Genomic DNA, 12,838 nt, shown 5'->3' with positions numbered 1-12,838 from the left:
GGCGGGGGCCGTCCCGTCCGCCGGTGCGCGTATCGCCGCATATCAGGGCCGGTCCGCGTGCGCATCAGGGACGTAACGGTTCCGGAGCCTCTGGCCGGGGTGCGGCGGGGACGGCTACCGTCGTCGCGTGGCGATGTTCCGACTCCAAGGCAGCAAGACGCTCGCCGTCGACCTGACGGGCGATGCCGTCAAGGCGAAGAACGGCTCGATGGTCGCGTACGACGGCCGGATGTCCTTCAAGAAGATGTCCGGCGGCGGTGAGGGGCTCCGTGGCATGGTGACCCGCCGGCTGACCGGCGAGCAGATGACGGTGATGGAGGTGTCCGGGCAGGGCACCTGCTACTTCGCCGACCGGGCGAGCGAGATCAACCTGGTCTCGCTGCACGGCGACACCCTGTACGTGGAGGCGAGCAATCTGCTGGCCACCGATGCCGCTCTGCGCACGGGCACGACGTTCACCGGGCTGCGCGGCGGGGCGAGCGGCAACGGCCTGTTCACCACCACGGTGGAGGGCACCGGGCAGGCGGCGATCACGTCGGACGGCACGGCGGTCCTGCTGCGGGTGTCCGAGCGGTATCCGCTGATGGTCGACCCCGGCGCGTACATCGCCCACCAGGGCCGGCTCCAGCAGAGCTTCCAGGCGGGGGTGAACTTCCGGACGCTGATGGGTGAGGGCTCCGGCGAGGCGTTCCAGATCCGCTTCGAGGGCGATGGCCTGGTCTATGTGCAGCCGAGCGAGCGCAACACCGTGGGGGGCGATGTCTGATGCCGTTCCGGGAGATCAACTCCAAGATGGTCGAGGCCACCCTGGCCCCGGGCCAGAAGCTGTTCAGCCGGCGCGGCGCGATGCTGGCGTACCGGGGCGAGGTGTCCTTCACCCCGAACCTCCAGGGCGGCGGGGGCGGCGTCGCGTCGATGATCGGCCGCCGGGTGGCGGGCGAGTCGACGCCGCTGATGACGGTCGAGGGCTCGGGCACGGTGATGTTCGGCCACGGCGGCCACCACATCCAGGTGATCGAGCTGGCGGGCGACACCCTGTACGTGGAGGCGGACCGGCTGCTCGCGTTCGACGGGACGCTCCAGCAGGGCACGATGTTCATGGGCTCGCAGGGCGGGGTGATGGGCATGGCGCGCGGCCAGGTGACCGGCCAGGGCCTGTTCACGACCACGCTCAAGGGGCACGGCGCGGTCGCGGTGATGGCGCACGGCGGGGTGATCGAACTGCCGATCACCCCGGGCCGGGACGTCCATGTGGACCCGCAGGCCTACGTCGCCCACCACGGTGAGGTCCGGAACAAGCTGTCCACGGCGGTCGGCTGGCGGGACATGGTGGGGCGGGGCTCCGGCGAGGCGTTCCAGCTGGAGCTGAGCGGCAGTGGTGCGGTGTACGTCCAGGCGTCGGAGGAGAAGCTTTGAGCACGCCCGTGGTCCTCGACCCGATGACGCTGCCGTCGGACGACAACGTCAACTCCTACACCTTCTGCGTGGAGCTCAAGGGGAGCCGGTGGTTCCTGCAGAAGGGCAAGATGATCGCCTACTACGGGCAGATCCAGTTCGACGGCATCGGACACGGTCGGTTCGAGCGGCTGGTGCGGTCCAGCTTCCACTCGCCGCTGCACGCGAGCGACTGGGTGGTGGCCGAGGGCAGCGGGAAGATGCTGCTGGCGGACCGGGCGTTCGATGTGAACTCCTTCGACCTGGAGGACGGGAACCTCACCATCCGGTCCGGGAACCTGCTGGCGTACCAGCCGACGATGGCGCTGAAGCAGTCGATCGTGCCGGGGTTCGTGACGCTGATCGGCACGGGGAAGTTCGTGGCCGCCTCGAACGGCCCGGTGGTCTTCATGGAGCCGCCGCTGCGGGTGGATCCGCAGGCGCTGGTGGGCTGGGCCGACTGCCCCTCCCCGTGCCACCACTACGACCACGGCTACATGACGGGCGTGATGGGCGGTATCCGGTCGCTCACGGGGATCGGCGGGACGTCGGGCGAGGAGCACCAGTTCGAGTTCGTCGGGGCGGGCACGGTGCTGCTCCAGTCGAGCGAGGCGCTGATGCCGGAGCAGGCGGCGGGCGTGGTCCCGAACGAGCCGGGCGTTCCGGGCGGCGGGGGTCAACCCGGATCCGCTCCGCGCATGCCCGGCCAGCTGGGGGACCTCCAGCGTCGCTTCGGGTTGTGAGCGGTAGTCTGCGGAGTGTGACGTCGAACGCCTGCGCCCAGCCGTCGGTGCTTGCCGACGGACCCCTCGGCACTCCCGCGGGCCGGGGGTGCCCGTCGTCACACACCCCAATTTCGTCCGGCTTTCAACTTCTTAGGTAGAATCCATATATGGAGACCGAGACGGCCACCCGCTGGCTGAGCGACGCGGAGCAGTGCGCCTGGCGCACCCACCTGGACGTCAGCAGGCTGCTGATGCACCAACTGGAGAAGGACCTCCAGCCGTTCGGCCTGACCATGAACGACTACGAGATCCTGGTCAACCTCTCCGAATCGGACGACCAGCGCATGCGGATGAGCGACCTCGCCGCCGCCACCCTCCAGTCCAAGAGCCGACTCTCGCACCAGATCACCCGTATGGAGACCGCCGGGCTGGTCCGCCGCATCCACTGCGAATCGGACCGGCGCGGACTGTTCGCGGTCCTCACCGACCAGGGCGCGGAGACCATGCGCAAGGTCGCCCCGCACCACGTCTCCTCGGTGCGGCAGCACTTCATGGACCTGCTGTCCCCCGAGGCGCTGGCCGACCTGCACGCCGCGCTGACCCCGATCGCGGAACACCTGCGCGGCAAGCGCGGCAAGCTGTAGGGGCCGGGACCGTCAAGCGGGGCGGGGCAGCCACAGCCGGAAGGCCGCACCGCCCTCGGCCGCCGCGTGCACCGTCAGCGTCCCGCCGTGGCGCGAGGCGACGTCCCGGGCGATGGCCAGCCCGAGTCCCGCTCCGCCGTCGTCCCGGCTGCGGGCGTCGTCGAGCCGGACGAACCGTTCGAAGATCCGCTCCCGCTCGTCCTCGGGGACGCCCGCCCCGTCGTCCCTGACCTCCACCCGTACGCCGCGCCCGTCGGCCGCCACCGACACCGCGACGCTCCCCTCGGCGTGCCGCTGGGCGTTGTCCAGCAGATTGCCGATCACCCGGGACAGCTGTCCCCGCGACCCGCTCACCTCGAACGCGCCGCCCTCCGGCGCCTCGACGCCCACCGCGATCCGGTCCCCGGCCCGCTGCGACACCTCCTCCCGGACCAGCGCGCCCAGCTCCACCGTCGCGCTCCCGGGCTTCTCCCCCGCGTCGAGGCGGGCCAGCAGCAGCAGATCCGCCGCCAGCACCTGGAGCCGTACGGTGTCGGCGACCGCGCCGGGGAGGTCCAGCAGCTCCGGATGGGCCTCGGCCACCTCCAGCTGGGTGCGCAGCGAGGCGATCGGGGAACGCAGCTCGTGCGAGGCGTCCGCGACGAACCGGCGCTGGCGTTCCACGGACGCCTCCAGGACGGTGAGCGTCTCGTTCGTCGTCCGGGCCAGCGCCGCGATCTCGTCCCGCGAACCGGGCTCCGGAACCCGGCGGGCCAGGTCCTCGGACGCGGTGATCGCCGCCATCTCGCGGCGGATGCCCTCGACCGGCCGCAGGGCCCGTCGGGTCACCAGCCAGGTCACCCCGGCGACGACCACCAGGAGCAGCGGCAGCCCGGTGAGCATCGCCCCGCGCACCGTGTTCACCGCCTCCTGCTCGGCGGCGAGCGGTGCGCCCGCGTGCACGGTCAGGGTGACGCCGCGGGGGGTCGTCGCCTCGACGGCGGCGAAGCGGTAGTCGGCGGTGGTCCGGTCGACGGTGGCGGTGCCGTCGGAGAAGTCCGGGTCGTCGGAGGAGACCTGGCCGCGACCGGGGCGGCTGCCGTCATCGTCGTCGTCGGCGCTGTCGTCGTCCCCGTCCCCGTCATCCTCGCCGGGCGACGGGGAGGCCCCCGCCGAGGCCGAGGGCACCGGGGCGACGCCGCTCGTGCCGGTGCCGGTGACGGCCCGCAGGTCCTTGGAGACGATGACGACCCGGCCCTCCTCGTCGGTCACCTGGACCGGGTGGTCCTCCTCGTCGTCCAGTTCCAGTTCGCCGTACGGGGTGTCCGTGGCCAGCTGTCCGGCCACCTCGCGGGCCGCCACCTCCGCCTGGAGGTCCGCCTGGTCGATCAGGTTGGCCCGCAGGACCAGGAGCACGGCGAGACCGGCCGCCACCAGGGCCACGGCGACGACCAGGGTGGCTCCGATGGCGGCCCTGGCCCGTACGGATCTCACTGCGCCTCCAGCCGGTAGCCCGCGCCGCGCACGGTACGGATGGCAGTCGCGCCCAGCTTGCGGCGCAGGGTGGAGATGTAGACCTCGACGATGTTCGGGTCGCCGTCGTAGGCGAAGTCCCAGACGTGCTCCAGGATCTCCGCCTTGCTGACGACCTGGCCCGCGCGCAGGGCGAGCTGCTCCAGCACCGCGAACTCCTTGGCCGTGAGCGCGATCTCCACCTCGCCGCGGATCACCCGGCGGGCGGCGGTCTCGATGCGCAGGGACCCGACGGTCAGGACGGGCGCGGCGGTGCCGGCGCCCGGCGGCGCAGCAGGGCGCGGACGCGGGCGACGAGGACGACGTAGCTGAAGGGCTTGGTCAGATAGTCGTCGGCGCCGGTGTCCAGTCCCTCGGCCTCGTCGTACTCGCCGTCCTTGGCGGTCAGCATGAGGATCGGCACCTCGTGTCCTGCGGCGCGCAGGTTCGAGCAGACGCGGTAGCCGTTCATGCCGGGCAGCATGATGTCGAGGATCACCAGGTCATGGACGCCCTCGCTCGCCCGGTGCAGCCCTTCGAGCCCGTCGTGCACGACATCCACGGCGAAACCCTCGGCGGTCAGCCCCCTGGCCAGGGACACCGCGAGGCGCTTCTCGTCCTCCACGATCAACAGGCGCATGCGCACAGCCTCGCAAACTCCACCTGAAGGCGCCTTCAGGTGGCTTCAGGTTGCGTTCAGCTACCTCCCGGCAGTGTGGGTCACGTCGAACAGCAGCAGCTCTCGGGAGGAACCCTCATGAAGCGCAACGTCACCATCGCAGCGATCACCGCGGCCGTGCTCATCGGCGGCACCACCGCCGCCACCGTCGCCTTCGCGGACGACGGTGACGGCGGCCGTACGCCCGCCGGGAACGTGAGCGCCGTGAGCCTCGCCGCCGACGACGCCTCCGACGACCGCACGGACGACGCCTCCGACGACCGGGCCCCGGCCGCCGCGAAGACCACCGGGATCACCCTCGACCAAGCCGTCGCCGCCGCCCTGAAGAGCGTCCCGGGCACGGTCACCGAGGCCGAGCTGGACGATGACGACGACGACAACGACCGCGCGGTCTGGGAGCTGGACGTCCGCGGTTCCGACAAGAAGTGGCACGACGTGACGGTGGACGCCGGCAACGGCAAGGTCCTGAAGACCCGTGACGACGACAACGACGACCGCGACCGCCACGCGCCCCGCTCCTCCGCCGTCACCCTGAACCAGGCGGTGGACGCGGCTCTGAAGACCGCGCCGGGCAGCGTCACGTCGATCGACCTGGACGACGACGATGACGACGAGAACCGGGGCGACGTCCTGCGCTGGGACATCGACATCACGGGCAAGGACGGCAAGCAGCACGAGCTGCGCGTCGACGCGAAGACCGGCAAGGTCACCGTGGACCAGGACGACGACGGCGACGACGACCGGGACGACCGCGCGGACGACAAGGACGACGACCGCGGCGACGACCGGGATGACCGGGACGGCGACGACAGCTGACGGGAGCCCTGGCGGGCACACGTGAACCAGGAGAAGGCCCTCGGAGCGGCACACGCCGGTCCGAGGGCCTTCTCCGTGTCGCTCAGGAGCTTCCCGTCAGCCCCGCCACCAGCTCATCGGCCGCCGCGTACGGGTCCAGGGTCCCCGCCACGATGCGCTCGGCCAGGGCGTGCAGCCGGCGGTCGCCGCGCAGGTCGGCGATCCTCTCGCGGAGCGCGGTGACGGCGATCGTCTCGACCTCGTGCGCGGCGCGGGCGGTGCGGCGCTCGGCCAGCACGCCGTGCTCCTCCATCCAGGCCCGGTGCTTCTCCAGGGCCTCGACGACCTCGTCCGTGCCCTGGCCCCGGGCGGCGACCGTCTTCACGATCGGGGCGCCAGTCGCCGGGGCCCCTGGCCTCACCCAGGCCCAGCATGTGGTTCAGCTCGCGGGCGGTGGCGTCCGCGCCGTCCCGGTCCGCCTTGTTGACCACGTAGACGTCGCCGATCTCCAGGATCCCGGCCTTGGCCGCCTGGATGCCGTCGCCCATGCCCGGGGCGAGCAGCACGACGGAGGTGTCGGCCTGGGAGGCGATCTCCACCTCGGACTGGCCGACGCCGACCGTCTCGACGAGGATCACGTCGCAGCCCGCCGCGTCCAGCACCCGGATGGCCTGCGGCGCGGACCAGGCGAGGCCGCCCAGGTGGCCCCGGGTCGCCATCGAGCGGATGTAGACGCCCGGGTCGGAGACGTGGTCCGCCATCCGGATCCGGTCGCCCAGCAGCGCCCCGCCGGAGAACGGCGAGGACGGGTCGACGGCGAGGACGCCGACCCGCTTGCCCGCCCGGCGGTAGGCGGAGACCAGGGCCGAGGTGGAGGTGGACTTGCCGACGCCCGGCGAGCCCGTGAGCCCGACGACGTAGGCGTGGCCGGCCAGCGGCGCCAGCGCGGCCATCACCTCCCGCAGCTGCGGGGACGCCCCCTCCACCAGCGAGATCAGCCGGGCCACCGCACGCGGCCTGCCTGCTCGCGCCTGCTCGACCAGCGTGGGGACATCCACGTCCACGTTCACCGCTCCGTTCGCCTTGCCCTGCCCTGCCCTGAATCCGTACGGGTACTACTTGCCCGGGACGCGGATGATCAGCGCGTCGCCCTGGCCCCCGCCGCCGCACAGCGCGGCCGCGCCGGTGCCGCCGCCGCGCCGCTTCAGCTCCAGGGCCAGGTGCAGGACGATCCGGGCGCCGGACATCCCGATGGGGTGGCCGAGCGCGATGGCGCCGCCGTTGACGTTGACCTTGTCCGAGGTGACGCCCAGGTCCTTCGTGGACTGGACGGCGACGGCCGCGAACGCCTCGTTGATCTCGATCAGGTCGAGGTCCTCGACGTCGAGGCCGTCCTTCTTCAGGGCGTGCCGGATGGCGTTCGAGGGCTGCGACTGGAGGGAGTTGTCGGGGCCCGCGACGTTTCCGTGGGCGCCGATCTCGGCGATCCAGTCGAGGCCCAGCTCCTCCGCCTTCGCCTTGCTCATCACGACGACCGCGGCCGCGCCGTCGGAGATCTGCGAGGAGGTGCCGGCGGTGATCGTCCCATCCTTGGCGAAGGCCGGGCGCAGCTTGCCGAGGGTCTCCGCCGTCGTCTCGGCGCGGATGCCCTCGTCCTGCGAGAACAGGACCGGCTCGCCCTTGCGCTGCGGGATCTCGACCGGGGTGATCTCGGCCTCGAAGAGGCCGTTCTTCTGGGCGGCGGCGGCCCGCTGGTGGGACTGCGCGCCGATCGCGTCCTGGGCGGCGCGGTCGAGTCCGAGGCGGCCGTTGTGCTTCTCGGTGGACTCTCCCATCGGGATGTTCTCGTACGCGTCGGTGAGACCGTCGTGCGCCATCGAGTCCAGCATCCCGATCGCGCCGTACTTGTGGCCCTCGCGGGACTTGGGAAGCAGGTGCGGGGCGTTGGTCATGGACTCCTGACCGCCCGCGACCACCACGTCGAACTCCCCGGCGCGGATGAGCTGGTCGGCCAGCGCGATGGCGTCGAGCCCGGACAGACAGACCTTGTTGACGGTGAGCGCGGGGACGTTCATCGGGATGCCGGCCTTGACCGCGGCCTGCCGGGCGGGCATCTGGCCCGCGCCGGCCGTGAGCACCTGACCCATGATCACGTACTGCACCTGCTCACCGCCGATGCCGGCCCGGTCCAGGGCTGCCTTGATGGCGAAGCCGCCGAGGTCGGCGCCGGAGAAGCTCTTGAGGGAGCCGAGGAGGCGGCCCATGGGCGTCCGGGCGCCCGCGACGATCACTGAGGTGGTGGTACCGGTCGTTGCTGGCATGGGCACGGCCCCTTGGGATCGGATGTGAACGAGGGTTTACCTGAATGTACTGAGAGCCACCGCGCCCGTCATCCGGCAACCGGTGTGACGGCGCGCACGTTGCGTAACCATGGCGGTGGCGCTGCACTGGATCCATGCTGACGCGAATCGACCACATCGGGATCGCCTGTTTCGACCTGGACAGGACGGTCGAGTTCTACCGTGCCACGTACGGCTTCGAGGTGTATCACTCCGAGATCAACGAGGAGCAGGGCGTCCGGGAGGCGATGCTCAGGATCAACGGGACCTCGGACGGCGGGGCCTCCTACCTCCAACTGCTGGAGCCCACCCGGGAGGACTCGGCCGTCGGCAAGTGGCTGGCGAAGAACGGGGAGGGGGTGCACCACATCGCCTTCGGTACGGAGGACGTGGACGGGGACGCCGCGGACATCCGTGAGAAGGGCGTCCGGGTGCTGTACGACGAGCCCAGGACGGGGTCGATGGGGTCCCGGATCACGTTCCTGCACCCCAAGGACTGCCACGGTGTCCTGACGGAACTGGTCACGAGCCGGGCGGAGCACTGACCACCGCATACCCGGCCCGGTAGAGTGGGCGGTTCCGGGCCGGGGCCGGGTTCGGGGCCGTGCCGCGTCCTCGTCGTTTGTCTGTCACCATTCCCCGGGGGACTCACGCCGACGAGCAGCTCGTGCGGAGAGTCGCGACCAGGGTAGGGGTCTCCCCCGCTCGAACAAGTTGAGCTCGGGGAAGGATGGGACCGCGCAGTGCGGGGCTACGAACGCCAGGAGAGCCACCTCGCTGAAGACGACCATCTCTCGCGGTTCGAAGCCAAGATGGACCGGCTGAAGACCGACCGGGAGAAGGCCGTCCAGCACGCCGAGGACCTCGGCTACCAGGTCGAGGTCTTGCGTGCCAAGCTGCACGAGGCCCGGCGCAATCTCGCGACCCGTCCCGCCTACGACAGCGCGGACATCGGCTACCAGACCGAGCAGATGCTGCGGAACGCGCAGGCCCAGGCCGAGCAGATGCGCAGCGACGCCGAGCGCGAGCTGCGCGAGGCCCGTGCCCAGACGCAGCGGATCCTGCAGGAGCACGCCGAGCACCAGGCGCGCCTGCAGGCGGAGTTGCACACCGAGGCCGTCCAGCGCAGGCAGCGGCTCGACCAGGAGCTGGCGGAGCGCCGCCAGACCGTCGAGTCGCACGTCAACGAGAACGTCGCCTGGGCCGAACAGCTGCGCGCCCGCACCGAGTCACAGGCCCGCCGACTGCTGGAGGAGTCCCGCGCCGAGGCCGAACAGGCGCTGGCCGCCGCCCGCGACGAGGCCGCCCGGCTGGCGGAGGAGACCCGTCGGCGCGCCGGCTCGGAGACCGAGACCGCCCGGGCCGAGGCCGAAGCGATCCTGCTGCGCGCCCGCAAGGACGCCGAGCGGCTCCTCGGGGCCGCCTCCGCCCAGGCGCAGGAGGCCACCAGCCACGCGGAGCAGCTGCGCTCCAGCACCACCGCGGAGACCGACCAGACCCGCCGGCAGACCGCCGAGCTGAACCGGTCCGCCGAGCAGCGCCTCTCGGAGGCCGAGACCCGGCTGCGCGAGTCCCGCCTGGAGGCGGAGAGACTCCTCTCCGAGGCGAAGGACGCCGCCGCCAAGCAGTTGGCCGGCGCCGAGTCGCAGAACGAACAGCGCACCCGTACGGCCAAGTCGGAGATCGCCCGGCTGGTCGGCGAGGCCACCAAGAGCACCGAGGCGCTGAAGGAAGAGGCCGAGCAGGCGCTCGTCGACGCCCGCGCCGAAGCGGAGCGGCTGGTCGCCGAGGCGGGCGAGAAGGCCCGTACGGTCGCCGCCGAGGACGCCGCCGCCCAGCTGGCGAAGGCGGCCCGCAGCGCCGAGGAGGTGCTCACCAAGGCCTCCGAGGACGCGAAGTCGACGACGAGGGCGGCGAGCGAGGAGGCCGAGCGGATCCGCCGCGAGGCGGAGGCCGAGGCGGACCGGCTGCGCGGCGAGGCCGCCGAGCAGGCCGACGAGCTCAAGGGCGCGGCCAAGGACGACACCAAGGAGTACCGGGCCAGGACGGTCGAGCTCCAGGAGGAGGCCCGCCGGTTGCGCGGCGAGGCCGAGACGCTGCGCTCCGAGGCGGTAGCCGAGGGCGAGCGGATCCGGGGCGAGGCCCGCCGCGAGGCGGTCCAGCAGCTGGAGGAGGGCGCGCGCACCGCCGAGGAGCTGTTGACCGAGGCCCGCTCCGACGCGGACGAGCTGCGCACCAAGGCGAACGGCGAGAGCGAGCGCATCCGCGCCGAGGCCGCCGAGCGGGCCGCGACCCTGCGCAAGCAGGCCGAGGAGACGCTGGAGCGCACCCGGGCCGAGGCCGACAAGCTGCGGGCCGACGCGGAGGAGCAGGCGGCGGCCGTCACGGAGGCGGCCGAGCGGGCCGCGACCGAGCTGCGCGAGGAGACCGAGCGCGGTGTCGCCGCCCGGCAGGCCGAGGCCGCCGACGAGCTGGCCCGGCTGCACACCGAGGCCGATTCCCGGCTCGCCGCCGCCGAGGAGGCGCTCGGCGAGGCCCGGACCCAGGCCGAGCGGATCCGCCGCGAGACGAACGAGGAGGCGGAGCGGCAGCGCGCCGAGGCCGCCGAGCGCGTACGGGCGCTGACCGAGCAGGCCGGGGCGGAGGCCGAGCGGCTGCGCGACGAGGCGGCGGCCGACGCCGCCCGGGCCCGTGCCGAGGGCGAGAACCTCGCCGTACGGCTGCGCGGTGAGGCCACCGCCGAGGCGGAGCGGCTCAAGTCCGAGGCGCAGGAGAGCGCCGACCGGGTGCGCGCGGAGGCCGCGGCCGCCGCCGAGCGGGTCGCCGCCGAGGCCGCCGAGGCGCTGAACGCCGCCCAGGAGGAGGCCACGCGCCGCCGCCGGGAGGCCGAGGAGATCCTCGGTGCGGCCCGGACCGAGGCGGAGCAGGAGCGCGAGCGGGCCCGCGAGCAGAGCGAGGAGCTGCTCGCCTCCGCCCGCAAGCGGGTCGAGGAGGCCCAGGCCGAGGCGCACCGGCTGGTCGAGGAGGCGGACGCCCGGGCGACCGAGCTGGTCACGGCGGCCGAGCAGACGGCCCAGCAGGTACGGGACTCCGTCGCCGGTCTGCAGGAGCAGGCCGAGGAGGAGATCGCCGGGCTGCGCTCGACGGCGGAGCACGTCGCGGAACGCACCCGGAGCGAGGCGCAGGAGGAGGCGGACCGGGTCCGCGCCGACGCGCACGCGGAGCGGGAGCGGGCCGCCGAGGACGCGATCCGGCTGCGCCGCGAGGCGAACGAGGAGGCGGCCCGTCTCCGGCGGGAGGCCGAGGAGGAGACCGACGCCGCGAAGGCGCTGGCCGAGCGGACGGTCTCCGACGCGATCGGCGAGTCGGAGCGGCTGCGCGCGGACACCTCCGAGTACAGCCAGCGGATGCGCACCGAGGCGTCCGACGCGCTGGCCTCGGCGGAGCAGGACGCGTCGAAGGCCCGTGCCGAGGCCCGGCAGGACGCCAACCGGATCCGTTCGGAGGCGGCGGCCCAGTCGGACCGGCTGATGGCCGAGTCGGCCAACGAGAGCGAACGCGTCCGCAACGAGGCGGCCCAGGCCTCCGAGCAGCTCGTCGTCGAGGCCACCACGGAGGCCAACCGCCGCCGGGCCGAGTCCACGGAGCAGGCGGACCGGATGCTGGCCGAGGCGACCGCGGAGTCCGAGCGGCTGCGCGCGGAGGCGGCGGAGCGGCTCGGCTCCGCGCAGGAGCACGCGGCCCGCACCCGCGAGGAGGCGACACGGCTGCACGCGGAGGCGGAGTCGGCGGCCGAGGAGATGCGCTCCGAGGCCCGCCAGGAGGCGGACCGGCTGCTGGACGAGGCCCGCGAGGCGGCGGCCAAGCGCCGGGCGGACGCGGCCGAGCAGGCGGACCTGCTCATCAACAAGGCGCGGGAAGAGGCGCTGCGTACGGCCACCGAGGCCGAGGGGCAGGCCGACACGATGGTCGGCGCGGCCCGCAAGGAGGCTGTGCGCATCACCTCGGAGGCGACCGTCGAGGGCAACACCCTGGTCGAGCGCGCCCGTACCGACGCCGACGAACTGCTGGTCGGCGCACGGCGCGACGCGACGGCGATCCGGGAGCGGGCCGAGGAGCTGCGGGCCCGGCTGGAGAGCGAGATCGAGGAGCTGCACGAGCGGGCCCGGCGGGAGACGTCCGAGCAGATGAAGACCGCCGGCGAGCGTGTCGACAACCTGATGAAGGCGGCGACCGAGCAGCGCGACGAGGCCGAGGCGAAGGCCAAGGAGCTGATGGCCCAGGCCAATTCGGAGGCGAGCAAGGTCCGTATCGCCGCGGTGAAACGGGCCGAGTCGCTGCTGAAGGAGGCCGAGACCAAGAAGGCCCTGCTGATCCGCGAGGCGGAGAAGCTGCGCGCCGACGCCGAGGCCGAGGCCAAGCAGACGGTCGACGAGGGCAAGCGCGAGCTGGACGTCCTGGTGCGCAGGCGCGAGGACATCAATGCGGAGATCTCCCGTGTCCAGGACGTGCTGGAGGCGTTGGAGTCTTTCGAGGCTCCGACCGGGGGCGGGAAAGCGGGCGGCGGTTCCGCGGGAGGCGCCAAGGCTCCGGCGGCGGCGGGCACTCGGTCGGGGGGCAAGTCGTCCGAGCGGTGACCGATCCGCGGTGTGCCGTGCATCGTCATGGACATTCAAGCCTTCGAGTGGCAAGCACTCCGGGGGTCAGCCACTCAAAAGGGGTGTCATTCTC

9 protein-coding genes and 2 pseudogenes are annotated in these 12,838 nt (G+C 72.7%); 7 read left to right on the top strand and 4 right to left on the bottom strand.

Annotated features, from left to right (window positions below; all coding sequences use genetic code 11):
* Positions 1 to 133: 133 nt before the first annotated feature.
* From AC3CH1_RS19260 to AC3CH1_RS19245, 4 genes are all read left to right on the top strand, one after another.
* Positions 134 to 766: an AIM24 family protein gene (locus tag AC3CH1_RS19260; protein WP_488464443.1), complete on the top strand. Its 633-nt coding sequence runs from the start codon at positions 134 to 136 to the stop codon at positions 764 to 766.
* Complete coding sequence (locus tag AC3CH1_RS19255; protein WP_488464056.1) at positions 766 to 1,416, top strand: AIM24 family protein; 651 nt, start codon at positions 766 to 768, stop codon at positions 1,414 to 1,416. Before AC3CH1_RS19260 ends, AC3CH1_RS19255 begins: the two co-directional genes overlap by 1 nt.
* On the top strand, positions 1,413 to 2,177 hold the full coding sequence (locus AC3CH1_RS19250) for an AIM24 family protein (RefSeq protein ID WP_026290713.1): 765 nt from the start codon (positions 1,413 to 1,415) through the stop codon (positions 2,175 to 2,177). Before AC3CH1_RS19255 ends, AC3CH1_RS19250 begins: the two co-directional genes overlap by 4 nt.
* Positions 2,178 to 2,326: 149 nt before the next feature.
* Positions 2,327 to 2,803, top strand: coding sequence for a MarR family winged helix-turn-helix transcriptional regulator (locus AC3CH1_RS19245; protein ID WP_488464055.1), 477 nt, complete (start codon positions 2,327 to 2,329; stop codon positions 2,801 to 2,803).
* Positions 2,804 to 2,815: 12 nt separating this feature from the next.
* On the opposite strand, the gene AC3CH1_RS19240 is transcribed toward AC3CH1_RS19245, so the two are convergent.
* Both AC3CH1_RS19240 and AC3CH1_RS19235 read right to left on the bottom strand, forming a co-directional pair.
* Complete coding sequence (locus AC3CH1_RS19240; protein WP_488464054.1) at positions 2,816 to 4,276, bottom strand: ATP-binding protein; 1,461 nt, start codon at positions 4,274 to 4,276, stop codon at positions 2,816 to 2,818.
* Positions 4,273 to 4,934 (bottom strand): annotated as a pseudogene (locus tag AC3CH1_RS19235) (response regulator transcription factor). The gene AC3CH1_RS19240 and the pseudogene AC3CH1_RS19235 overlap by 4 nt, the downstream one beginning before the upstream one ends.
* A 117-nt stretch (positions 4,935 to 5,051) precedes the next feature.
* Between AC3CH1_RS19235 and AC3CH1_RS19230 the strand changes: the two are divergent.
* On the top strand, positions 5,052 to 5,789 hold the full coding sequence (locus AC3CH1_RS19230) for a PepSY domain-containing protein (protein WP_488464053.1): 738 nt from the start codon (positions 5,052 to 5,054) through the stop codon (positions 5,787 to 5,789).
* A gap of 82 nt (positions 5,790 to 5,871) precedes the next feature.
* On the opposite strand, the pseudogene meaB reads toward AC3CH1_RS19230, so the two are convergent.
* Together meaB and AC3CH1_RS19220 are read right to left on the bottom strand one after the other, a co-directional pair.
* A pseudogene (gene meaB / locus AC3CH1_RS19225) lies at positions 5,872 to 6,838 on the bottom strand (methylmalonyl Co-A mutase-associated GTPase MeaB).
* A gap of 45 nt (positions 6,839 to 6,883) precedes the next feature.
* The gene (locus tag AC3CH1_RS19220; RefSeq protein ID WP_488464052.1) at positions 6,884 to 8,089 is read right to left on the bottom strand and encodes an acetyl-CoA C-acetyltransferase; all 1,206 of its coding nucleotides are present in this window, start codon (positions 8,087 to 8,089) and stop codon (positions 6,884 to 6,886) included.
* A gap of 134 nt (positions 8,090 to 8,223) precedes the next feature.
* Here AC3CH1_RS19220 and mce point away from each other — a divergent pair, with 134 nt between their 5' ends.
* Complete coding sequence (gene mce / locus AC3CH1_RS19215) at positions 8,224 to 8,652, top strand: methylmalonyl-CoA epimerase (RefSeq protein ID WP_018958964.1); 429 nt, start codon at positions 8,224 to 8,226, stop codon at positions 8,650 to 8,652.
* A gap of 198 nt (positions 8,653 to 8,850) precedes the next feature.
* Positions 8,851 to 12,744 (top strand): polarized growth protein Scy, encoded by a 3,894-nt coding sequence (gene scy, locus AC3CH1_RS19210; RefSeq protein WP_488464051.1) that lies wholly within the window; start codon positions 8,851 to 8,853, stop codon positions 12,742 to 12,744.
* Positions 12,745 to 12,838 lie beyond the last annotated feature (94 nt).

This window comes from Streptomyces sp. MGP-P1 (assembly GCF_057766565.1).
The sequence above is the reverse complement of the archived record's forward strand: the minus strand, read 5'-3'. Positions and strand labels throughout refer to the sequence as shown.